The following is a 26,498-nucleotide window of genomic DNA, read 5'->3' as shown; positions in this document are numbered from 1 at the left end:
CGGCTTAGCCAAGTGCGGAAATATCGGCAACGCCAAGGAACAATCCTCTCAACCGGGCAAGCAAGGCATAGCGGTTGGCGCGAACCGAAGCGTCTTCGGCGTTGACCAGTACCGCCTCGAAAAAGGCATCCACCGGACCGCGCAGGTGCGCCAGGCGCTCGAGCGCCTCGCGATACTGACGATCCGCAGCCAGGGGCTGCACGGCTTGTTCGGCCTGCTGCAGCGCAGAATACAAAGAGAACTCGGTGGCATTGTCGAAGTAACGGGGCTCGACGGTTTCCGGTAGCTTTGCTTCGAACTTGCTCAGCAGATTCGAGACGCGCTTGTTCGCAGCCGCCAAGGCTTCGGCTTCCGGCAGATTGCGGAACGCCTGTACGGCTTGCACGCGCTGATCGAAGTCCAACGCCGAGCCCGGCTGTACGGCACGAACCGATAGATAGGATGCCACCTCGACACCCTCGTCTTCGTACCGCGCACGCAAGCGATCAAAAATGAAATCGAGGACCTGATCGGCCAAGCCTTCAGTCTTGACCTGACCTCCGAACTGGCTAATCGAGAAGCGCACGGCAGAAACCAGATCCAGATCCAGACGCTTTTCGATCAGGATGCGCAGGATGCCCAGGGCAGCGCGGCGAAGCGCGTAAGGATCCTTGCTGCCGGTGGGAAGCATGCCAATGCCAAAGATGCCCACCAGAGTATCCAGCTTGTCCGCCACGGCGAGGATGGCACCTGTGTGGGTCACCGGCAGCTCTGCACCCGCACCGCGGGGCATGTACTGCTCATTCAATGCCAGGGCAACGTCAGTGGGTTCACCATCGTTGACGGCGTAGTAATAACCCGCAATTCCCTGCATCTCCGGAAATTCGCTGACCATCTCGGTGGCCAGGTCGCATTTGCTCAGCAGGCCCGCGCGCGCCGCCCACTGGGCATTGCCTTCGGTGCGTTCGGCGATGAATGCGGCCAGCCTGGAGACTCGCACCGCCTTGTCGTACACAGTCCCAAGCTGAGCCTGGAAGACCACGTTTTTCAAGCGCTCATTGAAGCTGTCGAGCTTCTGTTTCTTGTCTTGCTTGAAGAAGAACTCGGCGTCGGTGAGGCGCGGACGCACGACTTTCTCGTTACCCGCAACGATCTGAGCCGGATCTTTGGATTCAATGTTGGCAACTGTGATGAAGCGCGGAAGCAGCTTGCCGTTGGCGTCCAGCAGGCAGAAGTACTTCTGGTTGTCCTGCATGGTCGTGATCAACGCTTCCTGTGGTACTTCCAGGAAGCGTTCTTCGAACGAACACACCAGCGGTACAGGCCATTCGACCAGCGCGGTCACTTCGTCCAACAGCGCTGGCGGCACGATCGCACTGCCGTTCTGCTCGCTGGCCAGCTGCTCGACACGCTTGGCGATCAACTCGCGGCGTTCGGCAAAATCGGCAATGACATGAGCGCCGCGCAGGTCTTCCAGATAGCTTGTCGGCTTGGAAATGCGAACTGGGCTCGGGCTATGGAAACGGTGGCCACGCGATTCGCGACCGGCGCGTTGGGTCAGGATAGTGCAGTCAACGACCTGATCGCCGAATAGCATGACCAGCCACTGGGTTGGCCGGACGAACTCTTCCTTGCGAGCGGCCCAGCGCATGCGCTTCGGAATTGGCAGCTCGTTAAGCGATGTCTCGACGATAGCGGGCAGCAGCTCAGTAGTCGCCTGGCCAGGTATCGAGCGGCTGTATCGGAGTTTGGGGCCGCTGCGGTCGACTTCGGCAAGGTCCACGCCGCACTTGCGCGCAAAGCCCAGGGCGGCCTGGGTCGGTTCGCCTTGGGCGTCGAACGCCGCCTGCAGAGGCGGCCCGTCGAGGTTGATGCTGCGATCAGGCTGCTCGGTGTCAAGCTGCTCGATCAGCACTGCGAGACGTCGGGGTGCGGCAAACGCCTGTACCCGGCCATGCTTGAGACCAGCGTCCTTCAAGCCTTTCTCGATGCCCGTGCGAAACGCGTCGGACAACTTGCCCAAGGCCTTGGGCGGCAGCTCTTCTGTGCCGAGCTCGACCAGGAAATCCAGTGCACTCATTCTGCAGCCTCCAGCTTGGCCAGTACTTCGTCACGCAGGTCCGGGGTGGCCATGGGGAAGCCGAGTTTGGCGCGTGCCTGCAAATAGCTCTGCGCCACCGAGCGAGCCAGTGCCCGCACGCGTAGGATGTACTGCTGCCGCGCAGTCACCGAGATGGCCCGGCGAGCATCCAGCAGGTTGAAGGTATGCGAGGCCTTCAGCACCATTTCATAGGTGGGCAATGGCAGCTTCAGTTCGATCAACCGGTTGGCTTCCGATTCGTAGAAGTCGAACAGTTCGAACAGCTTGTCGACGTTGGCGTGTTCGAAGTTATAGGTGGACTGTTCCACCTCGTTCTGATGGAACACATCGCCATAGGTGACGGTGCCGAACGGGCCGTCCGTCCAGATCAGGTCGTAGACCGAGTCGACGCCCTGCAGATACATCGCGAGTCGCTCGAGACCGTAGGTGATTTCGCCGGTAACGGGATAGCACTCGATGCCGCCGACCTGCTGGAAGTAGGTGAACTGGGTGACTTCCATACCGTTCAGCCAGACCTCCCAGCCGAGCCCCCAGGCGCCCAACGTCGGCGATTCCCAGTTGTCTTCGACGAAGCGCACATCGTGTACTGAGGTGTCGACGCCAATGCGACGCAGCGACTCCAGATACAGGTCCTGGATGTTGTCCGGGTTGGGCTTGAGCACGACCTGAAACTGGTAGTAGTGCTGCAGACGGTTGGGGTTCTCGCCATAACGACCATCGGCAGGGCGACGCGAAGGCTGGACATAGGCTGCGTTCCAGGTTTCAGGACCGACAGCGCGCAAGAATGTGGCGGTGTGGAAGGTGCCGGCGCCCATTTCCATATCGTAGGGTTGCAGAACAACGCAACCCTGCTCTGCCCAATAGCTTTGCAGGGCGAGGATCAGGTCTTGGAAGGTGCGCACGGCAGGCGTAGGCTGGGTCAAAATTTCACCTGTGCTGGCTTCGACAGAAAGCCTCGGAGTATACCCGATAACGGCTCGAACCCGTGGAGACACGTGCTCTACGGCGTAGCGCCGGTCGCACTTCCGATCTGCTTTTCGCCGCGTTCAAGGATCTGAAAACATGCCGCGTTGCGCCTGGTGCAGTGACGACCCGTTATACATCGACTACCACGACAGCGAGTGGGGTGTTCCCACCCGTGATCCTCAGGTCCTCTTTGAATTTCTCGTTCTTGAAGGCGCACAGGCGGGACTGTCTTGGATCACGGTGTTGCGCAAGCGAGAGCGTTATCGCCAGGTGTTGTTCGGCTTCGACCCGAAGCGTCTGGCACAGATGACCGATGCGGAGATCGACGAACGCATGCTCGACGCCGGCATCATCCGCAACCGTCGAAAACTCGAAGCCGCACGGCGCAATGCCCGGCTCTGGCTCGAGTTGGACGACCCGGCGGGTTGGTTATGGTCTTTCGTTGGGGGCGAGCCGAAGATCAACCATTTCGAGTCGATCAACCAGGTGCCTGCGGTGACCGCCGAAGCCGAGGCCATGAGCCGTGCGTTGAAGAAGGCCGGGTTCGGCTTTGTCGGCCCGACCATCTGTTACGCCTATATGCAGGCGTGCGGCATGGTCATGGACCACACCACTGACTGCGATCGTTACCCCGCTCTGGCGCGTGTACCGGCCAGCGCCTGAACGGCTGTGACGCCTTAGGGGTAGCCAATCGCGCTAAGCAGTTACACTAGCGTCTTTGATTTTTCGGGAGAGATCCTTGGACAAGCTCAAAGGTGCGCTGGTGGTTGGCTTTCTGCGCCTGTTCGCCCTACTCCCCTGGCGCGCAGTTCAGGGGTCGGGTCGCTTCATTGGCTGGCTGATGTGGAAGCTGCCGAACCGTTCTCGCGAAGTCGCCCGGATCAATCTTTCCAAGTGTTTTCCTGAACTCGATGCTGCCGAACGCGAGCGCTTGCTCGGACAGAGCCTGCAGCAGATCGGCATGGCGTTTACAGAGAGTGCCTGCGCCTGGATCTGGCCAGCAGACAAGACGCTGCGGCTGGTCAAGGAAGTTGAGGGGCTGGAAGTGCTGGAGCAAGCGTTGGCTTCCGGCAAAGGGGTCGTAGGCATCACCAGCCACCTGGGCAACTGGGAAGTCCTCAATCACTTCTATTGCGCGCAATGCAAACCGATCATTTTCTATCGCCCGCCGAAGCTCAAGGCGGTCGATGATCTCCTGCAACGCCAGCGTGTCCAACTGGGCAACAAGGTCGCGCCCTCGACCCGAGAGGGCATCATCAGCGTCATCAAGGAAGTCCGAAAGGGCGGCGCCGTGGGCATACCCGCGGATCCGGAACCCAGCGAGGGCGCCGGCGTTTTCGTGCCGTTCCTTGGCACACAAGCACTGACGAGCAAGTTCGTGCCTGGCATGCTGACGGGCGGCAAAGCCGTAGGCGTGTTCCTTCACGCGTTGCGCTTGGATGATGGTTCGGGCTACAAGGTCATTCTCGAGGCAGCACCTCCAGCCATGTACGACGAGGACGTCGAGGTCGCGGTGGCAGCCATGAGCGGCGTCATCGAGCGATACGTGCGGACTTGGCCGAGCCAGTACATGTGGACGATGAAACGCTTCAAAAAGCGGCCAGCCGGCGAAACACGCTGGTACTAACGACAGCTCACCCAGTAAAGGGACTTCCATGGGAAACCCGAATCAGCGGCAGCATCCACGCGCACCCATGAAGTGCCGTATCCGCATTACCCACGAGTCATTTGGCGAGGTGTTCGCGCACACCCGCGATCTCTCGGATGGCGGCGTCTACGTCAAACATCCGCGGCTGATCGAGTTGCAGCCGGGCATGACGGTCAGTGGGCAGGTGCAGGATCTCCCCATCCCCGCCCCTGTGCTGCAGATGGAAGTGATGCGTGTCGATGCTGAGGGTGTTGGCTTGCGCTTCGTCCAGCCAGATTAATAGAGGCCCGGCAGGGTGTGCGACCGGCTGGTACTAGCTGCCGGCCTGTTTGTTCAGCTTGCGTAGAAACACATCCATTTCCTTCTCGGCCTGCTTGTCACCGTGTGCTTGCGCCGCGAGCAGGCCTTGTTCCCAGGCGCGCCTCGCGCCGTCGAGATCCCCACAAGCCTTTAATGCCTTGCCGAGCAGCTTCCAAGCGGCAGAGTATTTCGGATCCTGTTCGACGCAGCGTTGCAAATGAACCGCCGCTTCAGCTGCGTCCCCAAGATCCAGGTAGCCCTTGCCAAGCCCGAAGCGCAGCATCGGATTGTCCATGCCCTTGGCAAGCATCTTTTGCAGCGATTCGATCATTGCGTTCCCCTGGGAAATTCTTCCTGAAGCAGCCGATGAAGCAGTGACGTACTCTGACCACTAGCCTAGCTCGCCTGGGTTACCGCACTGAGAAACTCTTGTGTGCGGGTCTCCTGAGGGTTGCCGAACAGCTCGTCCGGCGTGCCCTGTTCGTGGATCCTGCCTTCATTGAAAAAGCATACCCGGTCAGCAAATTCCCGAGCGAAGCCCATCTGGTGGGTCACCATCAGCATGGTCAGACTGTGCGCATCGCCCAGTCTGCGGATGACATTGAGCACTTCGCCGCAGAGCTCCGGATCCAGCGCAGAGGTCACCTCGTCGAACAGCATTACCTTGGGTCGCATCGCTAACGCTCGGGCAATGGCTACCCGCTGTTGCTGACCACCTGACAGTTGCGAGGGATAGTGCTCAAGTTTGTCTTCCAGCCCCACCATCGCCAGCAATTCCTCGGCACGCTCGCGAGCTTCTTTCTTCGACAGACCGAGCACCTGGACCGGTGCTTCCATCACGTTCTGCCGGGTACTCATGTGCGGAAACAGGTTGAAGCTCTGGAATACCATGCCCACCTTGCCGCGGACCCGACGCAGATGCCGCGCGTTGGCGCGGACCAGATTGCCACTGGCATTCGGCATGTGAGTCAACGGTTCGTCATCGACCATGATTACGCCTTCGTCGATGTCCTCCAGGGTCATCAAAGCACGCAGCAGCGTGGATTTTCCGGAGCCGCTGGGGCCGATGATGGCAACCTTCTCACCCGTTCGGACATCCAGGTCGAGATGGTTGAGCACGGTCAGGTCTCCGAAGTGTTTGCTCACATCGCGAAACTGCACCATCAGTTCCGGCTCGTTGGCAGGGCTGGTTGAGTTCTGGGTTTCGCCGGCAGGCGTCGATGCGTTCATCGGGCTAGCTCCATACGGTTTTCCAGTCGGCGTACGAACCAGGCGAGGCCGAGGCTGAGAATAAGAAAGAACAGGCCGACCATGGTGATCGGTTCCAGATAACGAAAGTGCTCCGAGCCGATGTTCTTGGCCCGCTGCATGATTTCCACCACGGTGATGGCCGAGAGCACGGGCGTGTCCTTGAGCATCGAGATCATGTAATTGCCCAGTGCTGGCAGGATCGGTCGCAGCGCCTGTGGCAGGATCACCTTGCGGTAGGCGTTGAGCGGTTTCACGTTCAGCGCCGTCACCGCCTCCCATTGCGCGCGGGGTACTGCATCGAGCCCGGCGCGATAGACCTCCGCTGTGTAACAGGCGTAATGCAGCGCGATGCCGATGATGCCCGCCTGCAAAGCGGTCAGATTGAAACCGTAATTCGGCAGGACGAAAAACAGGAAGTACACCTGAATCAACAGCGGTGTGCTGCGGATGAACTCGATCAAGCCAGTCATCGGCCAGGACAGCCAGCGATGCCGGCTGCGGCGTCCCACGGCGAGGAACAGGCCCAGCACGATGGCGATGGAAAACCCGGCGATGGTAATGCCGATGGTTTTCAGTGAGGCATCGAGCAATCTGGGCAGGATTTCCCAGGCGAACTCCCAATCGAAGAAATTCATGACATGCCTCCCCGCATACGGCCGCGCGCCAGGCGCCGCTCAAGGGTGCGCATGGAGAAATTGATGATCTGAGCGAGAACGAAGTACATCACCAGCGCCAGGCCGAAAATTTCAAGAGTCATCAAGGTTGCCTGGTCCAGCTGGCGCGCACGGAACGCCAGATCGGACAGCGTGATCAGCGACACCAGCGAGGTGTTTTTCAGCAACTCGATCAGCAGGTTGGTGCCTGGCGGGATCGCCGCCAACAGCGCTTGCGGCAGGATGACCCGGCGCAGACGCTGCCCAGCGGTCATGTTCAGTGCCTGGCAGGCCTCGTACTGCCCTTCGTGCACCGACCGTATGGCACCGCGCAGCACTTCTGCCCCGTAGGAGCCGATGTTCAGGCCCAGGCCGATGACCGCAACATTGAAAGCGCTCATGGAAACGTTAAAAGGTGGCATCGGCAGGACGAAGTAGAGCCAGAACAGCTGCACGAGCAGCGAACTGCCGCGGAACACTTCGATGTAGACGATGGCCAGCCAGCGCAACGGCTTGATCGGCGACAGTCGGCCCAGCGCGCCGATCAGCGCGGCGACTATGGCCAGCAGGGAACCAAAAAAGGTGATTTGCACGGTCACCCAGGCCCCTTGCAGCATGAGGGGGAGTAGTTCGTTCATCGTGAATTTCCGGTTAGCGGCGCGGCGATAGGAGCAGATCGCCCGTCAGGCTTGGCTGCGTGGGAGGACCGATCGTGGCGCCGGGTAGCGTTACGCGACGGGCAACAGGCCAGTCGAAAGCGGTCGCATCGCAGTGTTGCGACGGAGCCCGAGAGAAGGGGTAGAGCTATCTGAAGGCTATTCACGTGGGAGCCCGGCAGGGCTCAAAAAGCCCGCGCCGGTTCCTTGTTCATGCGCCAGTGGATCAGGCGCTGCAGAGTTCCTCAGCGGTCTTGTCGGTGATGTTCGAGCGGTCAAAGCCAAAGGGTTCGACGGTTTTCAGATGATCATCGCTGCCAAGCCATTTCTTCAGCTCCGCGTTGACGGCGTCACGCAGCGCCTTGTCTTCTGGGCGGAACGCCAGCGCGCCGTAACCGGTGTTGGCCGGATCGTCCTTGAAGTCATCCGTGGCCTCGACCTGATCCCCGGCTTTCTCGGCCAGGCCTCTCATGGTCAGCTGCGTGCCCACTGCCGCGTCGGCGCGACCGGTGCGCACAGCCTGCAGTTGCGAGGTGGTGTCTGGGACCTGAACGATCTGCGAATCCTTGATACCGGCCTTGCGCGCGTAGTTGAGGTTGACCGTGCCGGACATGATGGCCAGCTTGATCGACTCATCCTTGGCAATATCTTCGTAGCTCTGCAGTTGCTTGGGGTTGCCGGCCTTGACCAGCAGGGTGTCCTGCAGCTGATAGTGCGGATCGGTAAACAGCACCTGCTTGCAGCGCTCTGGGGTGATGTACATGCCAGCGGCGATCAGGTCGAACCGACTGGCACGAAGACCCGGGATCAGCGAGCCCCATTCGGTCAGCACTGGTTTGATGGTTTCGATACCCATCTTCTGAAAAATCTTCTCGACGATTTCCGGGGATTCGCCAGTCACGCTGCCATCAGTGGCGGTGTAGGCGAACGGGGTTTCGTTGGCATAGCCGATCCGGACGCTGCTCTTTGCCTTGATGTCGTCGAGGGTATCGGCCTGGGCCAGGCCGCCGAGGGAAAAGCCGGTCAGTACGGCTGAGGCCAGCAAAAGCTTGCCGAAATGGAAAGGACGTGCGCGATTCATCGTGAATTCTCCTGTGCTTTTTATCGTTCGCCGGCAACAGAACCAGCAGTTTGGAGGGCAGCTTCAAGAGCATCAGGACAGGGCATTCCCTGCCTCGACGCGACGTTGGACTTCTTTTTCTATATGAGGTGCGCCGCGTTTCGCTGTCCGAGCATAGCAAAAGCGGTTTTCCCCAAAGGATTGCACTAGGACAATTGCATGACATTGCGCTTCAGCTGATCCTGTCGGCTCGACAGAGGTGGAATGTCATGCACAACTGGAAACAGGCTTTGCTGGCTGCCCATGGCGGCGGATCGAAATACAAGCTGCTGGTCACGGCCATCGCAACCGACATTGAACAGGGCGATCTCATCGACGGTCAGCGGCTGCCAACCCAACGCTTGCTGGCCGAGCAGCTGGACATCAGCGTGCAAACGGTGACTAACGCCTACAAGGAACTGGAGCGCCAGGGCTGGGTGCGCTGCGAGGTCGGACGCGGCAGCTTCGTTAGCCGGCGCATCAGCGAGCGGGTCGCCACCTCCATGCTCGACCGCGGCGAACAATCACTGCTCGACTTTTCCACGGCCCGCATCGTTCGCAGCGAACGCCATGACCGCTACTGGCGGCAGATCTGCGCAGAACTGGCTGCCGAGCACGAGCAGCCGTGGATCCACGCCTGCCGACCAATCGCCGGATTCGAACATCACCGCGAGGCCGGCGTGCAGTGGCTTGCCGGGTTGGGGTTGGGCGTTGAGCCGCAGGACTTGCTCCTGACCAATGGCGCTTCTCAGGCGATTTTCCTCGCCCTTGCCTCGCTGGCGGGACCTGACGATCTGGTGCTCTGTGAAAGCTGTACGGATCACGGTGTGATTGGTACCGCTCAGGTGCTCGGCTTCAAACTCCAGGGTGTCGAGGCGGATTGCGACGGTCTCGATCCGGAGCATTTCGAGGATATCTGCGCCAACGAGCGGGTCACCGCGCTGGTCTGCACGCCGAACCTGAATAACCCCACCAGCAGTTTGATGCCCGACTCACGTCGTCGCGAGATTGCCGACATCGCGCGCCGTTATGGTGTTTACGTGATTGAGGACGACGTATACGGCCCTTTGCTCGGCGATGACCGAGCGGCCCCACCGCTCAGTCACTACCTGCCGGAGTTGTCGTTTTATTGCACCAGCCTGACCAAGTCGGTGCTGACCGGCTTGCGCCTCGGCTACCTAGCGATGCCTCGGCGGTTGGCGTTGCGTACCGAGAGCATCTTCAGGGTCAACAGCTGGATGGCAGCCCCGTTGCTGGGTGAGATCGCGACGCGCTGGATCGAGCGCGGTCGTGCCAGGGAGCTGGTGAGCCTGCAGCGCGAGCTGGTCGCTGCCCGACAGGCTGCGGTGACCGCCGAGCTGGGCGATTATCTGCGCGGCAGCCATCCTGCCTCGCTCAGTGCCTGGCTAGATGTGCCCGAACACTGGGATCTCGACGCCCTGCAGCATGAGTTGCGAGCGCGTGGGATCGCGCTGACGCTGCCTGATCCCTTTCTTCCCCCTGGCAGCCCGAGGCCCAGGGCAATGCGCTTGTGTATCGGCGCTGAATGCAGCGAACAGCGCTTGCGCACGGGGCTGGCAAGCATACGAGACGTGTTCGAGCAGTACCCGGAGATCCACGAGTTTCGCGGTGCTCGCTAGCCCGTCGGGTTAGATCGCAGCGAATTGAAAAGCATCGGATTCTTCGGCTACCCGGTTCCCATGTGATGCAACGCGTCCGGCGTTCCGACCGGCGCGCTACCCTCCAGCCTGAAATGACACTAGAATGCGCGCCGCTCGGGCCATGTCGGCACGGCAATGGGTTCCCTAACCCCATCACTTCAAAAAGGAAATGCCATGTTGCAGCTCCCTTCATCGGTCCGCCGAGCCACTTTGGCCGGTCTGATCGCGTTTCACATCCTCATCATCATCGCCAGCAACTATCTGGTGCAGTTGCCGATCACTTTGTTCGGCTGGCACACCACCTGGGGCGCGTTCAGTTTTCCGTTCATCTTTCTCGCCACTGACCTGACCGTGCGTCTACTCGGCAAAGGCCCGGCGCGCCGGGTCATCGCGCAGGTGATGGTTCCGGCGCTGGTCGCTTCCTACGTGGTCTCGGTGCTGTTTCACCAGGGTGCGTTCGCTGGGTTCTCGGCCCTGGGCGAGTTCAATCTGTTCGTGTTCCGCATTGCGGTGGCCAGCTTCCTCGCCTATGCGTTCGGCCAGATCCTCGACATCCAGGTATTCGACCGGCTGCGCCGCTTGCGCCAGTGGTGGATCGCGCCGAGCGCTTCGACCATCTTCGGCAACCTGCTGGACACCTTTCTGTTCTTCTCCATTGCCTTCTGGCACAGCGACGACCCGTTCATGGCGGCGAATTGGGTAGAGATTGCCAGCGTCGATTACGTCATCAAGCTGATCATCAGCCTGGCGTTGTTCGTTCCGCTCTACGGCATGCTGCTGAATGCGATCGTGCGTCTGCTGCCCGGTCAGCGGACTGTGACGGCATAACGGTGACCTGCCACCGCTCGGCCTGTGAGCACAGGCCGAGCGAGCCGCTCATCAGAAACGGGTCATCAGAAGAAAGTAAGCCCCGCCTGGAACAGCCGCTCCACGTCGCGGATATGCTTCTTGTCGACAAGAAACAGGATCACGTGATCGCCTGATTCGATGACCGTATTGTCATGGGCGATCAGCACCTCTTCGTCACGGATCACGGCGCCGATGGTGGTGCCGGGCGGCAATGCGATCTTGCCGATAGCCCGGCCAACCACCTTGCTGGAACGAGAGTCACCGTGGGCGATCACCTCGATCGCCTCGGCAGCACCGCGGCGCAAAGAGTGTGCGCTGACGATATCGCCGCGGCGCACGTGGGTCAGCAAGGTGCCGATGGTGGCCAGCTGCGGGCTGATGGCGATATCGATCTCGCCGCCCTGGACCAGATCGACGTAGGCCGGGTTGTTGATGATGCACATCACCTTACGCGCGCCGAGACGCTTGGCCAGCAGCGACGACATGATGTTCGCTTCATCGTCGTTGGTCAGGGCCAGGAACACATCCGCGTCGTTGATGTTCTCCTCCACCAGCAGGTCGCGATCGGAAGCGCTGCCTTGCAGGATGATGGTGCTGTCCAGCGTGTCGGAGAGGTAGCGGCAGCGCGCTGGGTTCATTTCGATGATCTTGACTTGATAGCGGCTTTCGATGGCTTCGGCGAGGCGCTCCCCAATGTGGCCGCCGCCAGCGATGACGATGCGTTTGTAGTTGTCGTCCAGGCGACGCATCTCACTCATCACCGCGCGGATGTGGCCGCGCGCCGCGATGAAGAACACCTCGTCATCAGCTTCGATGACCGTATCGCCTTGCGGCAGGATCGCCTGGTTGCGTCGGAAGATCGCGGCCACACGCGTGTCGACGTTGGGCATGTGTTTGCGGATCTGGCGCAGCTCCTGCCCCACCAGCGGCCCACCGTAGTAGGCCCGCACGGCGACCAGCTGTGCCTTGCCACCCGCGAAGTCGATCACCTGCAGCGAGCCAGGGTGCTCGATCAGACGCTTGATGTAGTTGGTCACCACCTGTTCGGGGCTGATCAGCACGTCGACCGGAATTGCCTCGTTACTGAACAGGCCGGAGCGGGTGAGATACACCGACTCACGAACTCGGGCAATCTTGGTCGGTGTGTGGAACAGCGTGTAGGCAACCTGGCAGGCAACCATGTTGGTTTCGTCGCTGTTGGTTACGGCGACCAGCATGTCGGCGTCATCCGCACCCGCCTGGCGCAATACCGTCGGGAATGAACCGCGGCCTACCACGGTGCGGATGTCCAGCCGATCGCCGAGATCACGCAGGCGATCAGCGTCGGTGTCGACCACGGTGATGTCGTTGGCTTCGCTGGCGAGATTTTCGGCAAGCGTACCGCCCACCTGCCCTGCGCCGAGAATAATGATCTTCACGCGATCGCTCCTGAAAGGCGGCTTGTAACCGCCACAGCATGGGGTGGCCGAGACATTGGCGTCTGGTCCACCTTAGGATTGTCGGCCATTGGGTTGGGCCGCGACTTTTATCAATTTGGCGTAGTAGAAGCCGTCGTGGCCATTGTCCTGAGGCAACAGCTGACGTCCATGCGTCTGTTCGACGCCGAAACTCTTGGGCAGGTCCAATTCCCGGGCGCCGGTCGTGCGCGCCAGGAAGGCTTCGATCACCTCGCGGTTTTCGGTTGGCAGCACCGAACAGGTGGCGTACAGCAGCACCCCGCCGACATCCAGGGTTGGCCACAGCGCATCGAGCATCTCGCCCTGCAGCGTGGCCAGCGGCGCGATGTCATCGGCCTTGCGCGCCAGCTTGATGTCCGGATGGCGACGGATCACACCGGTGGCCGAACACGGCGCGTCGAGCAGGATCCGCTGGAACAGTTGGCCGTCCCACCAGACCTCGGTGGCACGAGCATCGGCAGCCACCAGTTTGGCGTCGAGCTGCAAGCGGTTGAGGTTTTCCTGCACACGCTGCAATCGTTTCGGCTCAAGGTCTAGCGCGATGACTTCAGCCAAGGCAGGCTCGCGTTCGAGGATGTGGCAGGTCTTGCCGCCCGGGGCGCAGCAGGCGTCCAACACGCGTTGACCGGGGGCCAGATCGAGCAGACCGGCGGCGAGTTGCGCCGCTTCGTCCTGCACACTGATGCGGCCCTCGGCAAAGCCAGGCAGTTGAGTGACGTCGCAGGCCGCGGCGAGTCGGATGCCGTCTTTGCTGTGGCTGCAGGGGAAGGCCTCGATGCCGGCTTCCTGCAGTTCCGCGAGGTAGGTGTCGCGCTCGACCTGGCGGTGGTTGACCCGCAGCATCATCGGGGGATGCAGGTTGTTCGCCGTGCAGATTGCTTCCCAGTGCTCCGGCCAATGCGCCTTGAGCGATTTCTGCAGCCAGCGCGGGTGGGCAAAACGAATCACCGGATCGCGTTCGAGCTCGGCGAACAGCGCTTCGCCGTCACGCTGGGCATTGCGCAGCACCGCGTTGAGCAAGCCTTTCGCCCAGGGCTTCTTCAGCTTCTCTGCGCAACCAACGGTTTCGCCAATGGCGGCATGTGGCGGAATGCGGGTGTAGAACAGCTGGTACAGGCCGACCAGCAGCAAGGCTTCGACATCGCGGTCCGCTGCCTTGAACGGTTTCTGCAACAAGCGTTCAGCGAGCCCTGACAGGCGCGGCTGCCAGCGGGCGGTGCCAAATGCCAGTTCCTGGGTCAGGCCGCGGTCACGCGCGTCGACCTTACCCAATACATCCGGAAGGCTGCTGTTCAGCGAGGCCTTGCCGGACAGCACGACCGCTAGCGCGCGTGCTGCGGCGAGACGCGGATTCATCGACATTATTCGAACGCCTTGCCGACGGCAAACTGTTCGCGGCGGCTATTGAACAGGTCGCTGACGGCCAGTGCCTTGCCGCCAGGGAGTTGCAGACGGGTGAGCGTCAGCGAACCCTCGCCACAGGCAACCTCCAGGCCGTCCTTGCTTGCTTCGATGATCTGGCCCGCCGCGCCCTGACCTGTGGTTAGTTGCGCGGCGTGAATTTTCACCGGCGCGCCGTCGAGGCTGCTGTGGCAAATCGGCCAGGGATTGAACGCCCGCACCAGGCGTTCAAGCTCAACTGCGGGACGCTGCCAGTCGAGGCGAGCTTCGTCCTTGTTCAGCTTGTGCGCATAGGTAGCCAGGCTGTCGTCCTGGACTTCGCCTTTCAGTGTGCCGGCTTCCAGCGCCGCTGCCGCCTCGATCACGGCGCGCGAGCCGAGTTCGGCCAGGCGATCATGCAGGGTGCCGCCCGTATCCTCACAGGTAATCGGCGTGCTGACCTTGAGCAGCATCGGCCCGGTATCCAGCCCTGCTTCCATTTGCATGACGGTGACACCTGATTCGGTATCGCCTGCTTCAATGGCACGCTGAATCGGCGCTGCGCCACGCCAACGTGGCAACAACGAGGCATGGCTGTTGATACAGCCCAGGCGCGGCATGTCCAGCACGGCCTGCGGCAGGATCAAGCCATAGGCGACCACGACCATCAGGTCCGCCTGCAAACCATCCAGCTCTGCCTGGGCAGCCGGGTCGCGCAGGGTCTGGGGCTGATACACCGGAATTTCATGCTGCAGCGCCAACTGCTTGACCGGGCTGGGCATCAGTTTCTGGCCACGACCTGCCGGGCGATCCGGCTGCGTATACACCGCCACGACCTGACGCTTGGCGTCGAGCAGGGCTTGTAGATGCTGAGCGGCGAACTCCGGCGTGCCGGCGAAAACGATGCGCATAGAAGACTCATCAATAAAAAAGGCTTGCTGCTGCAAGCCTTTGGAATGGGAGATCAAGCCTGCTGACGGTGAAGCTTTTCCAGCTTCTTCTTGATCCGGTCGCGCTTGAGGTTGGAAAGATAATCGACGAACAGCTTGCCGTTGAGGTGATCGCATTCGTGCTGGATGCAGACCGCGAGCAGACCTTCGGCAATCAGCTCATAGGGCTGACCGTCGCGGTCCAGCGCCTTGATCTTCACCTTTTGTGGCCGATCTACGTTTTCGTAGAAGCCGGGGACCGACAAGCATCCTTCCTGGTACTGCTCCATCTCGTCGGTGAGGAACTCAAACTCGGGATTGATGAAGACCCGTGGCTCGGTCTTGTCTTCGGACAGGTCCATCACCACGATCCGCTTGTGCACGTTGACCTGCGTGGCGGCTAGGCCGATGCCCGGTGCGTCGTACATGGTCTCGAACATGTCGTCGATGAGCTGACGAATGCCGTCGTCGACCACGTCCACCGGTTTGGCGATGGTGCGCAGGCGTGGATCGGGAAATTCTAGGATGTTCAGGATTGCCATATGCGTTTGTGATGCACTTATGGAATAAAGTCAAAAGCCGCTGCTAAGATGCCGAGCAGCTTGTAAACGGCTTAACGCCGCTTTCCACAAGGGTTTCTGCGGCGCTAGGGCGCTTTACGTGAAGGCACATCATAAAGGGATTCACCACATGAGGAAATCACTACTCGCCCTGCTGTTGGTGGCGGTTGGCGGCATGGCGCAGGCCGCTGTGGAGCTGAAGGATGGCCATCCTGAGCAATACACCGTAGTGAAAGGCGACACACTCTGGGACATTTCCGGCCGCTTTCTCAGCGAGCCCTGGAAATGGCCGGAACTCTGGCATGCGAACCCGCAGGTGGAAAACCCGCATCTGATCTATCCGGGCGACAGCCTCAGCCTGGTCTACGTCGACGGCCAACCGCGCATCATGCTCAACCGTGGCGCGTCGCGCGGGACCATCAAACTCTCGCCAACCGTTCGCACGACACCCATGGCCGAGGCCATCAGCACCATTCCGCTGGAAGCCATCAACAGCTTTCTGCTGAGTAACCGCATTGTCGACAGCGCAGCAGAGTTCGAGGCCGCTCCTTACATCGTGGCAGGCAACGCCGAGCGCGTGATCAGTGGCTCTGGCGATCGCGTCTACGGCCGCGGCGAGTTCCAGGATGACATCGGTATCTACGGCATCTTCCGTCAGGGCAAGACTTACGTGGACCCGGAGACCGGGGAATTCCTAGGTATTAACGCCGATGATGTAGGCACCGCCGAGCTTCTCGACATGGAAGGTGACATCGCCACCATGATGCTCACGCGGGTCACTCAGGAAGCGCGCATCGGCGACCGCCTGTTCCCCAGTGAAGAGCGCGCAGTGAATTCGACCTTCATGCCGAGCGAGCCGAAAGAAGAGATCAACGGTGTGATTCTGGATGTGCCGCGCGGCGTGACCCAGATCGGTCAGTTCGATGTGGTTACCCTGAACCGGGGTGCGCGTGACGGGCTGAGTGTTGGCAACGTGCTGGCCGTGTACAAGACCGGCGAAACCGTCCGCGACCGGGTCACCGGTGAAAACGTGAAGATTCCGGACGAGCGTTCGGGCCTGCTGATGGTGTTCCGTACCTACGACAAGCTTAGCTATGGCTTGGTCCTGCAGGCGACTCGCTCACTGTCGGTGATGGATAAGGTCCGCAACCCCTGATACCCCAAAGCCCCGCATCGCGGGGCTTGTCATTTCTGCTGAACAGCACTGCATGGATGCGGTGCCAAGAGACAAGGATTGTTCTCATGCCTTCGATTTCCCCTGCCGAACTGGAAGCACGCCTGCGCCTGCATTTGTTGCCGGAGCTGGGCCCGCGTCGCCTGCATAAACTGCTTAGCGCCTTTCCCGATGCGTCCTCAGCGCTTAGCGCGCCAGCCTCCGCGTGGCGTTCGTTGGGCTTGCCGGCCAATTGTGCCGACGCCAGGCGCAGTCCGGCGATCCGTGAGCGAGCCGCGGCCAGCCTGGTCTGGTTGGAGGCACCGGGGCACCATCTGCTGATGTGGGATGACCCGGCGTATCCCGGTCTGCTAGAGGAGCTGCCGGACGCCCCACCCCTGTTGTTCATCGAGGGTGATCCAGGCCTGCTGGAGCGACCGCAGCTGGCCATGGTCGGCAGTCGGCGCGCCTCTCGGCCGGGGCTGGATAACGCCACCGCATTTGCGCGCAGCCTGGCTCGCGGTGGTTTTGTGATTACCAGCGGGCTGGCCCTGGGTATCGACGGCGCAGCACACCAGGGTGCGCTGGATGTGGGTGGCAAGACGATCGCCGTGCTGGGTACAGGGCTGCAGTGCCTCTATCCGCGTCGCCATTTGGGGCTGGCTGCGCGCATTGTTGAGGGTGGTGGTGCGGTGGTCTCAGAACTGCCGCTCGACTGTCCGCCGCAGGCCGCCAACTTTCCTCGTCGTAATCGAATCATCAGCGGCTTGTCATTGGGTGTGCTGGTGGTCGAGGCAAGTCCTTCGAGCGGCTCGCTGATCACCGCCCGCCTGGCTGCCGAACAGGGCCGTGAGGTCTATGCTATTCCTGGCTCGATCCACCATCCCGGCGCCCGAGGCTGTCACCAGCTGATTCGCCAGGGCGCTGCACTGGTGGAAAGTGTCGACGACGTACTGCAGGCCTTGCGCGGCTGGCAGCAAGCCCCGGCCACGCCCGAAGCGCAACGATCCGAGCCGATGCACCCGTTGCTCGCCCAGCTGCATGCCGCTCCCATGAGCAGCGAGGTGCTGGCAGATGCCGTGAACCAACCCTTGTCAGAAATCCTCGCAGCGCTCACCGAGCTGGAAATCGAGGGGCTCGTCGCTTGCGAGAACGGTTGCTGGGTCGCTTGCGCGGGTTGAGGCCTGCTGTACTGCCGACAGCGCTTGGGTACACTTCGCCGATCAGTCTCAGGGGAGGTGGCAATGGTCGGCAATTGGCGTGTGCAGCAGGCGGCGCGGGTCGTTAGGCGTGGCGGTGTGATCGCCTATCCGACCGAGGCGGTCTGGGGCTTGGGCTGCGATCCTTGGGATAGCGACGCGGTACATCGGTTGCTGGCTCTGAAGGAGCGGCCGGTGGAGAAAGGACTGATTCTGGTCGCCGACTGCGTCGAGCAGTTCGATTTTCTGCTGGAAGACCTTCCTGAGCGTTGGCTGGACCGCTTGGTTGGCAGCTGGCCGGGGCCGAATACCTGGCTGGTGCCGCACCGTGATCGCTTGCCAGACTGGATCACCGGCCAACACGACAGCGTGGCCCTTCGTGTAACCGATCACCCCCTGGTGGCGAGGCTTTGCGCCTTGACCGGCCCATTGGTGTCCACCTCGGCCAACCCGGCCGGCCGACCTTCGGCGCGCTCGCGTCTGCGCGTCGAGCAGTACTTCCCCGGGGATCTGGACGGCGTGCTTGGCGGCAGCCTGGGCGGACGTAAAAACCCCTCCACCATTCGCGATATACGCAACGGCGAGGTCATCCGCGCATCCTGACGCACAGGCGCGTCAGGTAGCCGCTAGTCGAATGTCAGCTCAGGGCAAGAGGATGGTCGAGCCGGTCGTCTTGCCTGCGGCGAGCTGGCGCTGCGCCTCGGCAGCGTCGGCGAGCGGGTAACGCTGGCCGATCTCCACCTCTATCTTTCCGCTGGCGATCATCTCGAACAGCTCGGCCGCCATGCCTCGCAGGCGTTCGGCTGAGGTGGCGTAACCGGCCAGGGTTGGCCGGGTGACATACAGCGAGCCCTTTTGAGCCAGTACGCCAAGATTGACCCCGGTAACCGCGCCGGATGCATTGCCGAAGCTGACCAGCAGGCCGCGCGGGGCGACACAATCGAGCGAGACCTCCCAGCTGCTCTTGCCCACCGAGTCGTAGACGACCGGACATTTCTGACCGTCAGTCAGCTCCAACACGCGCTGGACGATGTCTTCCTGAGTGCGATCGATAGTCTCCCAGGCGCCCAGTGATTTGGCGCGCACGGCCTTTTCTGCCGAGCCAACCACGCCGATCAGCCGGGCACCGATGGCCTTGGCCCACTGACAGGCGATCGAGCCGACGCCACCGGCCGCCGCGTGGAAAAGGATGGTCTCTCCCGCTTTCAGCTCATAGGTCTGGCGCAGCAGATATTGAGTCGTCAGGCCCTTGAGCATCACCGAGGCGGCTTGTTCGAAGCTCACGCTTTCGGGCAGCTTGACCAGATGTCGTGCCGGCAGGGTGTGGTGCTCGCCGTAGGAACCCAGCGGCCCGGTCGCATAAGCCACGCGGTCACCTACCTCGAACTCATCGACGCCCTCGCCCAGCGCCTCGACCACGCCGGCGCCTTCGGTGCCGAGACCCGATGGCAGGCTTGGTGGTGCATAGAGTCCGCTGCGGAAATAGGTGTCGATGAAATTCAGGCCGATCGCATGGTTGCGCACGCGGACCTCACCGGCGCCCGGTGCGGCGACCGGTACGTCGACCTGTTCGAGAACCTCGGGGCCACCGTGCTGGCTGAACTGGATGCGCTGCGACATATCGACTCCTGGGCAAATGCAAAGAAGCCTATCCAACGCTTCCGGGGCGCGTCCGTCAATTGGCTGGGTGATATGCTTGCCGGCCTTCTGTATCAGCACTTCCGCTCTGGCCCATGCCAGGCGGCGGCGCAGCCACTTGCCAAGGTGAATTCGTGAACGAGCGTACCGAAGCCGTCAAAGCCTACCTGCTCGATCTGCAGGACCGTATTTGCGCCACCCTTGAAGCCGAAGACGGCGGCGCGTGCTTCGTCGAGGATGCCTGGACGCGCCCCGCAGGCGGTGGTGGCCGGACCCGGGTCATCGAAAACGGTGCGCTGATCGAAAAGGGCGGCGTCAATTTCTCCCACGTTCATGGCAGCGGCCTGCCCCCCTCGGCCAGCGCCCATCGCCCTGAACTGGCAGGCCGTGGCTTCGAAGCGCTCGGCGTGTCCCTGGTGATCCACCCGGAAAACCCCTATGTGCCGACCTCCCACGCCAACGTGCGCTTCTTCATTGCCGAGAAAGAAGGTGAAGAGCCGGTCTGGTGGTTTGGTGGCGGCTTCGACCTGACGCCCTACTACGGTAACGAAGAGGATTGCGTGCACTGGCACCGGGTGGCCCGAGATGCGTGTGCGCCGTTCGGTGCCGATGTCTATTCGCGCTACAAGGAATGGTGTGATCGGTATTTTCACATCAAGCACCGCAACGAGCCGCGCGGGGTCGGTGGGCTGTTCTTCGACGACCTGAACGAATGGGATTTCGACACCAGCTTCGCCTTCATGCGGGCGGTAGGCGATGCCTACATCGAGGCCTACCTGCCAATCGTCCAGCGGCGCAAAGCGATGCCTTTCGGTGAGCGCGAGCGAGAATTCCAGGAGCTGCGCCGTGGGCGCTATGTGGAATACAACCTGGTCTACGACCGCGGCACCCTGTTCGGTCTGCAGTCAGGTGGACGCACCGAGTCGATCTTGATGTCGCTGCCGCCGCTGGTGCGCTGGGGTTACGACAAGCATCCCGAGCCTGGCACACCCGAGGCGCGGCTGACCGAGTACTTCCTGCAGGATCGTGACTGGCTGGGCGAACAGCCTTGAATAGCCCCCACCACCTCTGAATCGCTACTGCTTTTAGGAGCATCAATGGACCGTTACGGCGTCTTCGGCAACCCCATCGGCCACAGCAAATCGCCTCAGATCCACCGTCTGTTTGCCGACCAGACCGGGCAGACGCTCAGCTACGAACCCTTGCTGGCGCCGCTCGACGACTTCCCCGGCTATGCCGGCGCATTCTTCGAACAGGGGTTGGGCGCCAATGTCACCGTGCCCTTCAAGGAACAGGCGTTTCGCCTTGCCGACCAACTGAGCGAGCGCGCCCAACGTGCCGGGGCGGTGAACACCCTGAAGAAGCTGGAAGATGGTTGCCTGCTGGGCGATAACACCGACGGCATTGGCCTGGTCCGCGACTTGCTGGACAACGCTGGCGTCACGCTGCAAGGCAAGCGGATTCTGTTGCTGGGCGCTGGTGGTGCGGTGCGTGGGGTGCTCGAGCCCCTGCTGGCGCAGCGCCCGGTAGCATTGGTGATATCCAACCGCACCCTGGCCAAGGCCGAACAGCTGGCCGGCGAGTTCGCCGAGCTGGGGCCGGTCAGTGCAAGCGCCTTCGAGCACTTGCGAGGCCCGTTCGATGTGATCGTCAACGGCACATCGGCGAGCCTCGGCGGCGAGCTGCCACCGTTGGGCGATGACCTGATCGAACCTGGCGTTACCCTCTGCTACGACATGATGTACGGCGCGAAGCCGACGCCCTTCTGCCAGTGGGCGGCCGGACGCGGCGCAGCGACCCGCGATGGGCTCGGCATGTTGGTCGAACAGGCGGCGGCGGCCTTCGAGCTGTGGCGCGGGGTACGGCCGGATTCGGGCCCGGTTCTGACGCAGCTGCGCAGCCAGCTCGGCGCTTGAGGGTCGCTCAAATACGGAAGTGAATCTGCTCGTGCAGGTGCTGCGGTGTCTCCAGCTCGTCGACGATTCCCGCAGCGATACGCCGTAGCTGCACACGTCGATCGCTGGGGTCGAGATCGTCAATCACGCTGAAATCCTCGATCGACAGGTCGTCGCCATCAGCGTTGGCATCCACCAGTGTCCACTTCAACGGATGAGCAGCAATGCGTTGCAGCGCGGCGGTGACGTTCGGATCGTCGCCCTTCGCGGACAGATTGGCGACCAGTACCAGCCGTTCGACACCAACCTTTGGCAACCCGGACAGCAAGGCATTGACCGCCTGATACAGGTCATGCGGCTGATGATTGGCTGCTGCGCCGGAGGCTGTGGCCAATGACGGGCTGTCGTATAGACAGATCACCGCATCCATCCCGGCCACGCTCTGCGAGACACTGATGGCATCGAACAGATCACCGGTCTTGGCGCGCAGTCCTGGGCGGACGGTCATCGAATTGAGATCGTCGACCAGGGCCACGGCTTCGTGTTGCCGGGTCAGCAGCTCGCAGAGCAGCGCGTTGCCGAGGCTCGAATGCGCGCCATACAGAGCGAACTTGAGCCGCGGCGTTTCAGCGTTGAGCATGACGGCTCGGCCGTATCAGCGACGCGTGGCCAGATAGCCAATCAGCGCAACTGCGCCAGCGGCCAGAGCGACCGTGCTCAGCGGATGCTCGCGAGCGCAATCCTTGGCCATGCGTCCGGCATCACGGCCGCGGCGGGACAGGTCGTGGCAGTGCTCGTCCCACTTGTTGTCGTTCCACAGCGTCTCCGCGCGCGAACGCAGGGCGTTGAAACGATGACGCGATTCGCGCGAGGCGTCGTCCTTGAGATCGTCAAGCGCGGTCATCAAATTCTGGATTTCGCGCTCGATTTCGTCGCGGGTGGTAGGTGTGCGGCTGAAGCGGGACATAGCGTTTTCCCCTTTGAATGTAGGGTTTGGACTCTGCGAAGCAGTGAAGGTGCCTTCGGTCGTGGTCAACCAAAACACCCGGACTGCTAGAAGCGGACCTATCAATAGTAACTGGGTTCCGCCGGTCGGCTCGGTTGTGGCGAAAAGTCGCGCTGCCGACAACCTTATGAGCCGCGAGCCGGCAAACCCAGCAGCGCGACGCTTGTTGTTCTACGCTTTGGATTGTGGTCGTTGCGCTGAACGATCCGTGAGGCGAAACAAGCGAAACGGCCAGAACCCTGCGCCCGGTCGATACGCTGCAAGCGCCTAAATATAAGGGCTGGCGGCCATGTTTATGCTCGCCTTTTCCGTATAATGCGCGCCGCGTCCGTCTGCTTCGGCGCGCCTTTTTTTCACTGCCAATTCATCGGTGTCCATCTTGAAGCTTCGTCATTCCATTCTCGGCTTGCTGCTCGCCTGCAGCAGCGCCATGTTGACCCCCGTTTCCACCGCTGCTGCGAAGGCCCCTGTGCAACAGGAGCTGGCCTCCGGGAGCGCGCTGGTGATCGATCTGAAAACCAATGAAGTGCTCTATTCCAGCAATCCAGACGTGGTGGTGCCGATCGCATCGGTGACCAAGCTGATGACCGCGATGGTGGCGCTCGACGCCAAGCTGCCGCTCGATCAGCGCCTGTCCGTCACCATCCGTGACGCGCGCGAAATGCAGGGTGTGTATTCGCGTGTACGCATCGGCAGCGAAATCAGCCGTCGCGAAATGCTGCTGTTGACACTGATGTCGTCCGAGAACCGCGCCGCGGCGAGCCTGGCGCACCATTATCCGGGCGGTTACAGCGCCTTCATCCAGGCGATGAACGCCAAAGCCAAAGCGCTGGGAATGACCCATACGCGCTATGTCGAGCCCACCGGCCTGTCCGAGCGGAACGTCTCCAGCGCCAATGACCTGGTCAAACTGCTCAAGGCCAGCCAGGCCTATCCATTGATCGAGCAGTTCAGCACCACCAGCGAAAAGACCGTGGCCTTCCACAAGCCCAACTACACCCTGGGTTTCCGCAATACCAATGCCCTGGTGCGCAAGCCGGACTGGAGCATCCAGCTGACCAAGACCGGCTTTACCAATGCGGCCGGCCATTGCCTGGTGATGCGCACCGTGATGAACAAGCGCCCCGTAGCCTTCGTGGTGCTTGATGCCTTTGGCAAGTACACCCACATGGCCGATGCCAACCGCCTGAAGAAGTGGATGGAAACCGGCAAGGTGACGCCGGTCGCGCCGGCTGCTCTGGCCTATAAGCAGCAGAAGATCGCCCAACGTCAGCTTGCGGGCCAACCGGGCGATGCGGCGACGGTGATCGGCACGCGCTGACCGTTCGCCACCACCGCCACGTCTCGTCGCGTGGTGGTTGAGCCAGGCGAAGGGCGACCGATCTAGCCGCCACGATTGCCGTAGGATGCTTCATTGCCGTCCTGTTCGGCGGCCCTGGCGAGTTCGCGGGTCAGATGGGCTTTCAGGCGGGACAAGGTCTCGTCATTCCAACCGTTGGGCGCAGTCACCAACCGCCAGGCATCGACATAATCGGCAGGCGCATACAAATGCCCATGGCCCGGTGGTGTCGGGTTGGTGACTGCCATGTCGACCGCCAACCCCACAGCTTCGACGATGATTGAATCCACGGCGGCTGCCGCTCGGTCTTTTCGAGGCGTCTGGGTCGTCACGGTTCCCTGCTCGGTCTACTCGCCGCGTCATGAATGGCCGACGATATCTATCAGCCGGTATCGGCACAGCGCCGTCTGTAGGAGCCAGCTTGCTGGCGATGTTTTCGGCACCGCGGAGGTCCGGATCGCCAGCAAGCTGGCTCCTACGAAAAAGCGTGGTGGCGCGGCTTGAGGTTGAGCTGGGTAGAAAGGCTGCTTTGCTGAAGTGGTGATCCATGGAATCCAATGCAACGATGCTGGCCCGCCCTACTCAAACGACTACATTCGCCCTCAGCGCAACGGGAACCGAAGGTCGTTATGAGCACGCCAGACAATACCTACATCGAGTGGCTGGAAAGCCAGTCCATGCTTAAAGCCGCCCGTGATCGGGCCCGACTCTATGCCGGCCAGGCGCGGCTTTGGCAGCGCCCATACGCCCAGGCGCGACCGCGTGATGCCAGTGCGATTTCCTCGGTGTGGTTCACCGCCTACCCAGCGGCGATCATCACGCCCGAAGGCGGCTCGGTGTTGCAGGCGCTGGGGGACGATCGCCTCTGGAGCGCGCTGTCCGAGCTTGGCGTGCAGGGCATCCACAACGGCCCGATGAAGCGCTCCGGCGGCCTGCGTGGGCGCGAGTACACCCCCACCATTGATGGCAACTTCGACCGCATCAGCTTCGATATCGACCCCAACCTCGGCACCGAGGCGGAGATGCAGCAGCTCAGCCGTATGGCGGCCGCGCACAACGCCATCGTCATCGATGACGTCGTCCCGGCGCACACCGGCAAGGGCGCGGATTTCCGTCTTGCCGAAATGGCTTACGGTGATTACCCCGGTCTCTACCACATGGTCGAGATCAACGAAGAAGACTGGCCCCTGCTGCCGGACGTGCCCAAGGGCCGGGATGCGATCAACCTGTCGCCGCCGGTGGTCGACCAGTTGAAGGAAAAGCACTACATCGTCGGCCAGCTGCAGCGGGTGATCTTCTTCGAGCCGGGCATCAAGGACACCGACTGGAGCGTGACCGGCATCGTGACCGGTGTTGATGGCAAGCGTCGGCGCTGGGTGTACCTGCACTACTTCAAGGAAGGCCAGCCGTCGCTGAACTGGCTCGACCCCACCTTCGCCGCCCAGCAACTGATCATTGGCGATGCGCTGCATGCCATCGACGTCTCGGGCGCGCGGGTCTTGCGCCTGGACGCCAACGGCTTCCTGGGTGTCGAGCGTCGCGCTGAAGGCACCGCCTGGTCCGAAGGCCATCCGCTCTCGGTGACCGGCAACCAGCTCATCGCGGGTGCCATCCGCAAAGCCGGTGGTTTCAGCTTCCAGGAACTGAACCTGACCATCGACGACATCGCCTCGATGTCCCATGGCGGAGCCGACCTGTCCTACGACTTCATCACCCGTCCGGCCTATCACCACGCCCTGGTGACCGGGGATACCGAATTCCTGCGGTTGATGCTGCGTGAGGTCCACGCCTTCGGCATCGACCCGGCTTCGCTGATCCACGCGATGCAGAACCACGACGAGCTTACCCTGGAACTGGTGCATTTCTGGACACTGCACGCCTACGACCATTACCACTATCACGGGCAGACCCTGCCCGGCGGCGTCCTGCGCGAGCACATCCGCGAGGAGATGTACGAACGCCTGACAGGCGAGCACGCGCCCTACAACCTCAAGTTCGTCACCAACGGCGTGTCGTGCACCACCGTCAGCGTCATCACGGCGGCGCTGGGCATCCGTGACCTCAACACCATCAGCGCGGCCGATATCGAACAGATCCAACGCCTGCATATCCTGCTGGTGATGTTCAATGCCATGCAGCCTGGCGTGTTCGCCCTCTCCGGCTGGGATCTGGTCGGCGCGTTGCCGCTGGAAGCCGAGCAGGTGGAACACCTGATGACCGAAGGCGACACCCGCTGGCTGCATCGCGGCGGCTACGACCTGGCCGATATCGCACCCGAGGTGGACACCTCTAGCGAGGGCCTGCCCAAGGCGCGCTCGCTGTATGGCAGCCTGGTCGAACAGCTGAAAAACACCGGGTCGTTCGCCTGCCAGCTCAAGCGCATCCTCAGCGTGCGCCGCGCCTACGACATCGCCGCCAGCAAGCAGATCCTGATTCCGGACGTGCAGGCGCCAGGGTTACTGGTAATGGTCCATGAGCTGCCCGCAGGCAAAGGCGTGCAGATCACGGCGCTCAACTTCAGCGCCGAGACCATCAGCGAGACGGTCACCCTTCCCGGCGTGGCGCCCGGGCCGGTGGTGGACATCATTCATGAAAGCATCGAAGGCGACCTCACCGAAAACGGTGAGATGACCTTCAACCTCGACCCTTACGAAGGCCTTGCCCTGCGCGTGGTCAGCGCCGCATCACCGGTGCTCTGACCGAGCATCAGCGCAGCGCCCTCTTCGCTTGGCTCGCCGGCGCAGCTATAGTGCGCGCCGGCCGGCCCTGCGGGCCGCCT

General features: G+C 61.8%; 27 protein-coding genes. 12 read left to right on the top strand and 15 right to left on the bottom strand.

All coding sequences use genetic code 11. The annotated features are described in order from the left end of the window. Nucleotides 1-4 precede the first annotated feature (4 nt). Both glyS and glyQ read right to left on the bottom strand, forming a co-directional pair. Entirely contained in the window at nucleotides 5-2,059 is a 2,055-nt protein-coding gene (glyS, locus tag ACQKIK_RS17975) for a glycine--tRNA ligase subunit beta (protein WP_499136957.1), read from the bottom strand. Beyond that, a complete protein-coding gene (gene glyQ / locus ACQKIK_RS17970) occupies nucleotides 2,056-3,003 on the bottom strand; it encodes a glycine--tRNA ligase subunit alpha (RefSeq protein ID WP_499136955.1) in 948 nt (315 codons plus the stop codon). The genes glyS and glyQ overlap by 4 nt, the downstream gene beginning before the upstream one ends. Before the next feature lie 139 nt (nucleotides 3,004-3,142). Between glyQ and ACQKIK_RS17965 the strand changes: the two genes are divergently transcribed. The 3 genes from ACQKIK_RS17965 to ACQKIK_RS17955 all read left to right on the top strand — a co-directional run bounded on the left by ACQKIK_RS17965 (nucleotide 3,143) and on the right by ACQKIK_RS17955 (nucleotide 4,974). Further along, the gene (locus tag ACQKIK_RS17965) at nucleotides 3,143-3,709 is read left to right on the top strand and encodes a DNA-3-methyladenine glycosylase I (protein WP_064481102.1); all 567 of its coding nucleotides are present in this window, start codon (nucleotides 3,143-3,145) and stop codon (nucleotides 3,707-3,709) included. Between the two features lie 76 nt (nucleotides 3,710-3,785). After that, nucleotides 3,786-4,673, top strand: a complete 888-nt coding sequence (locus tag ACQKIK_RS17960; RefSeq protein ID WP_499136954.1) for a lysophospholipid acyltransferase — start codon at nucleotides 3,786-3,788, stop codon at nucleotides 4,671-4,673. Nucleotides 4,674-4,701: 28 nt separating this feature from the next. Continuing rightward, entirely contained in the window at nucleotides 4,702-4,974 is a 273-nt protein-coding gene (locus ACQKIK_RS17955; RefSeq protein WP_499136953.1) for a PilZ domain-containing protein, read from the top strand. 33 nt (nucleotides 4,975-5,007) lie between these two features. On the opposite strand, the gene ACQKIK_RS17950 is transcribed toward ACQKIK_RS17955, so the two are convergent. The 5 genes from ACQKIK_RS17950 to ehuB all read right to left on the bottom strand — a co-directional run bounded on the left by ACQKIK_RS17950 (nucleotide 5,008) and on the right by ehuB (nucleotide 8,635). Next, entirely contained in the window at nucleotides 5,008-5,325 is a 318-nt protein-coding gene (locus ACQKIK_RS17950) for a tetratricopeptide repeat protein (RefSeq protein ID WP_045422944.1), read from the bottom strand. Between the two features lie 65 nt (nucleotides 5,326-5,390). Continuing rightward, nucleotides 5,391-6,224, bottom strand: a complete 834-nt coding sequence (gene ehuA / locus ACQKIK_RS17945; RefSeq protein WP_127838040.1) for an ectoine/hydroxyectoine ABC transporter ATP-binding protein EhuA — start codon at nucleotides 6,222-6,224, stop codon at nucleotides 5,391-5,393. Further along, nucleotides 6,221-6,880: an ectoine/hydroxyectoine ABC transporter permease subunit EhuD gene (gene ehuD, locus ACQKIK_RS17940; protein WP_499136952.1), complete on the bottom strand. Its 660-nt coding sequence runs from the start codon at nucleotides 6,878-6,880 to the stop codon at nucleotides 6,221-6,223. Before ehuD ends, ehuA begins: the two co-directional genes overlap by 4 nt. Further along, entirely contained in the window at nucleotides 6,877-7,536 is a 660-nt protein-coding gene (gene ehuC / locus ACQKIK_RS17935) for an ectoine/hydroxyectoine ABC transporter permease subunit EhuC (RefSeq protein WP_045422937.1), read from the bottom strand. The genes ehuD and ehuC overlap by 4 nt, the downstream gene beginning before the upstream one ends. A gap of 244 nt (nucleotides 7,537-7,780) precedes the next feature. Continuing rightward, entirely contained in the window at nucleotides 7,781-8,635 is an 855-nt protein-coding gene (gene ehuB / locus ACQKIK_RS17930) for an ectoine/hydroxyectoine ABC transporter substrate-binding protein EhuB (RefSeq protein WP_045422935.1), read from the bottom strand. 248 nt (nucleotides 8,636-8,883) lie between these two features. On the opposite strand from ehuB, the gene ehuR reads away from it, so the two are divergent. Then, the gene (ehuR, locus tag ACQKIK_RS17925; RefSeq protein ID WP_499136951.1) at nucleotides 8,884-10,293 is read left to right on the top strand and encodes a MocR-like ectoine utilization transcription factor EhuR; all 1,410 of its coding nucleotides are present in this window, start codon (nucleotides 8,884-8,886) and stop codon (nucleotides 10,291-10,293) included. A gap of 195 nt (nucleotides 10,294-10,488) precedes the next feature. Beyond that, nucleotides 10,489-11,142, top strand: coding sequence for a 7-cyano-7-deazaguanine/7-aminomethyl-7-deazaguanine transporter (locus ACQKIK_RS17920; RefSeq protein ID WP_046163261.1), 654 nt, complete (start codon nucleotides 10,489-10,491; stop codon nucleotides 11,140-11,142). A 65-nt stretch (nucleotides 11,143-11,207) separates the two neighbouring features. On the opposite strand, the gene trkA is transcribed toward ACQKIK_RS17920, so the two are convergent. From trkA to def, 4 genes are all read right to left on the bottom strand, one after another. Then, nucleotides 11,208-12,581 carry a Trk system potassium transporter TrkA gene (gene trkA / locus ACQKIK_RS17915; RefSeq protein ID WP_045422929.1) on the bottom strand — a complete coding sequence of 458 codons (1,374 nt, stop codon included), beginning with the start codon at nucleotides 12,579-12,581 and terminating at the stop codon, nucleotides 11,208-11,210. A gap of 72 nt (nucleotides 12,582-12,653) precedes the next feature. Then, nucleotides 12,654-13,976 (bottom strand): 16S rRNA (cytosine(967)-C(5))-methyltransferase RsmB, encoded by a 1,323-nt coding sequence (rsmB, locus tag ACQKIK_RS17910; RefSeq protein ID WP_499137036.1) that lies wholly within the window; start codon nucleotides 13,974-13,976, stop codon nucleotides 12,654-12,656. Nucleotides 13,977-13,981: 5 nt separating this feature from the next. Further along, complete coding sequence (fmt, locus tag ACQKIK_RS17905) at nucleotides 13,982-14,911, bottom strand: methionyl-tRNA formyltransferase (RefSeq protein WP_499136950.1); 930 nt, start codon at nucleotides 14,909-14,911, stop codon at nucleotides 13,982-13,984. A gap of 53 nt (nucleotides 14,912-14,964) precedes the next feature. After that, nucleotides 14,965-15,471 carry a peptide deformylase gene (gene def / locus ACQKIK_RS17900; RefSeq protein ID WP_045422925.1) on the bottom strand — a complete coding sequence of 169 codons (507 nt, stop codon included), beginning with the start codon at nucleotides 15,469-15,471 and terminating at the stop codon, nucleotides 14,965-14,967. Between the two features lie 148 nt (nucleotides 15,472-15,619). Between def and ACQKIK_RS17895 the strand changes: the two genes are divergently transcribed. The 3 genes from ACQKIK_RS17895 (at nucleotide 15,620) to tsaC (ending at nucleotide 18,444) form a co-directional block, all read left to right on the top strand. Beyond that, nucleotides 15,620-16,645: a LysM peptidoglycan-binding domain-containing protein gene (locus tag ACQKIK_RS17895; RefSeq protein WP_499136948.1), complete on the top strand. Its 1,026-nt coding sequence runs from the start codon at nucleotides 15,620-15,622 to the stop codon at nucleotides 16,643-16,645. A gap of 86 nt (nucleotides 16,646-16,731) precedes the next feature. Next, nucleotides 16,732-17,823 carry a DNA-processing protein DprA gene (dprA, locus tag ACQKIK_RS17890; protein WP_499136947.1) on the top strand — a complete coding sequence of 364 codons (1,092 nt, stop codon included), beginning with the start codon at nucleotides 16,732-16,734 and terminating at the stop codon, nucleotides 17,821-17,823. Nucleotides 17,824-17,886: 63 nt separating this feature from the next. Beyond that, complete coding sequence (gene tsaC, locus ACQKIK_RS17885; protein ID WP_045422918.1) at nucleotides 17,887-18,444, top strand: L-threonylcarbamoyladenylate synthase type 1 TsaC; 558 nt, start codon at nucleotides 17,887-17,889, stop codon at nucleotides 18,442-18,444. Between the two features lie 39 nt (nucleotides 18,445-18,483). Here the strand turns inward: tsaC and ACQKIK_RS17880 are convergent, their stop codons facing one another. Continuing rightward, the gene (locus ACQKIK_RS17880) at nucleotides 18,484-19,461 is read right to left on the bottom strand and encodes a quinone oxidoreductase family protein (protein ID WP_499136946.1); all 978 of its coding nucleotides are present in this window, start codon (nucleotides 19,459-19,461) and stop codon (nucleotides 18,484-18,486) included. Nucleotides 19,462-19,574: 113 nt separating this feature from the next. Here ACQKIK_RS17880 and hemF point away from each other — a divergent pair, with 113 nt between their 5' ends. After that, a complete protein-coding gene (gene hemF / locus ACQKIK_RS17875) occupies nucleotides 19,575-20,531 on the top strand; it encodes an oxygen-dependent coproporphyrinogen oxidase (RefSeq protein WP_499136945.1) in 957 nt (318 codons plus the stop codon). Nucleotides 20,532-20,576: 45 nt separating this feature from the next. Continuing rightward, nucleotides 20,577-21,395: a shikimate dehydrogenase gene (gene aroE / locus ACQKIK_RS17870; RefSeq protein ID WP_499136944.1), complete on the top strand. Its 819-nt coding sequence runs from the start codon at nucleotides 20,577-20,579 to the stop codon at nucleotides 21,393-21,395. A 7-nt stretch (nucleotides 21,396-21,402) separates the two neighbouring features. Here aroE and ACQKIK_RS17865 read toward each other — a convergent pair whose 3' ends face one another. Together ACQKIK_RS17865 and ACQKIK_RS17860 are read right to left on the bottom strand one after the other, a co-directional pair. Beyond that, nucleotides 21,403-22,014 carry an NAD(P)-dependent oxidoreductase gene (locus tag ACQKIK_RS17865; protein WP_499136942.1) on the bottom strand — a complete coding sequence of 204 codons (612 nt, stop codon included), beginning with the start codon at nucleotides 22,012-22,014 and terminating at the stop codon, nucleotides 21,403-21,405. Nucleotides 22,015-22,029: 15 nt separating this feature from the next. Continuing rightward, nucleotides 22,030-22,341: a glycine zipper domain-containing protein gene (locus ACQKIK_RS17860; RefSeq protein ID WP_045422911.1), complete on the bottom strand. Its 312-nt coding sequence runs from the start codon at nucleotides 22,339-22,341 to the stop codon at nucleotides 22,030-22,032. Nucleotides 22,342-22,759: 418 nt separating this feature from the next. Between ACQKIK_RS17860 and pbpG the strand changes: the two genes are divergently transcribed. Continuing rightward, nucleotides 22,760-23,701, top strand: a complete 942-nt coding sequence (pbpG, locus tag ACQKIK_RS17855) for a D-alanyl-D-alanine endopeptidase (RefSeq protein ID WP_499136941.1) — start codon at nucleotides 22,760-22,762, stop codon at nucleotides 23,699-23,701. A 62-nt stretch (nucleotides 23,702-23,763) separates the two neighbouring features. On the opposite strand, the gene ACQKIK_RS17850 is transcribed toward pbpG, so the two are convergent. Then, entirely contained in the window at nucleotides 23,764-24,009 is a 246-nt protein-coding gene (locus tag ACQKIK_RS17850; protein WP_499136939.1) for an alpha/beta-hydrolase family protein, read from the bottom strand. A 339-nt stretch (nucleotides 24,010-24,348) separates the two neighbouring features. Between ACQKIK_RS17850 and treS the strand changes: the two genes are divergently transcribed. Further along, on the top strand, nucleotides 24,349-26,418 hold the full coding sequence (gene treS / locus ACQKIK_RS17845) for a maltose alpha-D-glucosyltransferase (protein WP_127838054.1): 2,070 nt from the start codon (nucleotides 24,349-24,351) through the stop codon (nucleotides 26,416-26,418). Nucleotides 26,419-26,498 lie beyond the last annotated feature (80 nt).

Origin of the sequence: Pseudomonas sp. NPDC047961 (genome assembly GCF_050272435.1) — a bacterium.
GTDB lineage: Bacteria > Pseudomonadota > Gammaproteobacteria > Pseudomonadales > Pseudomonadaceae > Stutzerimonas.
This window is presented reverse-complemented; position numbering and strand designations above follow the sequence as displayed.

Coding starts and splice junctions, on each gene's coding strand:
- def (WP_045422925.1), bottom strand. CDS start 15,471: ATGGCAATCCTGAACATCCTAGAATTTCCCGATCCACGCCTGCGCACC.
- fmt (WP_499136950.1), bottom strand. CDS start 14,911: ATGCGCATCGTTTTCGCCGGCACGCCGGAGTTCGCCGCTCAGCATCTA.
- tsaC (WP_045422918.1), top strand. CDS start 17,887: ATGGTCGGCAATTGGCGTGTGCAGCAGGCGGCGCGGGTCGTTAGGCGT.
- ACQKIK_RS17955 (WP_499136953.1), top strand. CDS start 4,702: ATGGGAAACCCGAATCAGCGGCAGCATCCACGCGCACCCATGAAGTGC.
- ACQKIK_RS17950 (WP_045422944.1), bottom strand. CDS start 5,325: ATGATCGAATCGCTGCAAAAGATGCTTGCCAAGGGCATGGACAATCCG.
- rsmB (WP_499137036.1), bottom strand. CDS start 13,976: ATGAATCCGCGTCTCGCCGCAGCACGCGCGCTAGCGGTCGTGCTGTCC.
- ACQKIK_RS17965 (WP_064481102.1), top strand. CDS start 3,143: ATGCCGCGTTGCGCCTGGTGCAGTGACGACCCGTTATACATCGACTAC.
- ehuD (WP_499136952.1), bottom strand. CDS start 6,880: ATGAATTTCTTCGATTGGGAGTTCGCCTGGGAAATCCTGCCCAGATTG.
- ehuC (WP_045422937.1), bottom strand. CDS start 7,536: ATGAACGAACTACTCCCCCTCATGCTGCAAGGGGCCTGGGTGACCGTG.
- ACQKIK_RS17895 (WP_499136948.1), top strand. CDS start 15,620: ATGAGGAAATCACTACTCGCCCTGCTGTTGGTGGCGGTTGGCGGCATG.
- treS (WP_127838054.1), top strand. CDS start 24,349: ATGAGCACGCCAGACAATACCTACATCGAGTGGCTGGAAAGCCAGTCC.
- dprA (WP_499136947.1), top strand. CDS start 16,732: ATGCCTTCGATTTCCCCTGCCGAACTGGAAGCACGCCTGCGCCTGCAT.
- ehuB (WP_045422935.1), bottom strand. CDS start 8,635: ATGAATCGCGCACGTCCTTTCCATTTCGGCAAGCTTTTGCTGGCCTCA.
- hemF (WP_499136945.1), top strand. CDS start 19,575: ATGCCAGGCGGCGGCGCAGCCACTTGCCAAGGTGAATTCGTGAACGAG.
- ACQKIK_RS17860 (WP_045422911.1), bottom strand. CDS start 22,341: ATGTCCCGCTTCAGCCGCACACCTACCACCCGCGACGAAATCGAGCGC.
- ACQKIK_RS17880 (WP_499136946.1), bottom strand. CDS start 19,461: ATGTCGCAGCGCATCCAGTTCAGCCAGCACGGTGGCCCCGAGGTTCTC.
- ACQKIK_RS17865 (WP_499136942.1), bottom strand. CDS start 22,014: ATGCTCAACGCTGAAACGCCGCGGCTCAAGTTCGCTCTGTATGGCGCG.
- glyS (WP_499136957.1), bottom strand. CDS start 2,059: ATGAGTGCACTGGATTTCCTGGTCGAGCTCGGCACAGAAGAGCTGCCG.
- ACQKIK_RS17920 (WP_046163261.1), top strand. CDS start 10,489: ATGTTGCAGCTCCCTTCATCGGTCCGCCGAGCCACTTTGGCCGGTCTG.
- ehuR (WP_499136951.1), top strand. CDS start 8,884: ATGCACAACTGGAAACAGGCTTTGCTGGCTGCCCATGGCGGCGGATCG.
- aroE (WP_499136944.1), top strand. CDS start 20,577: ATGGACCGTTACGGCGTCTTCGGCAACCCCATCGGCCACAGCAAATCG.
- ehuA (WP_127838040.1), bottom strand. CDS start 6,224: ATGAACGCATCGACGCCTGCCGGCGAAACCCAGAACTCAACCAGCCCT.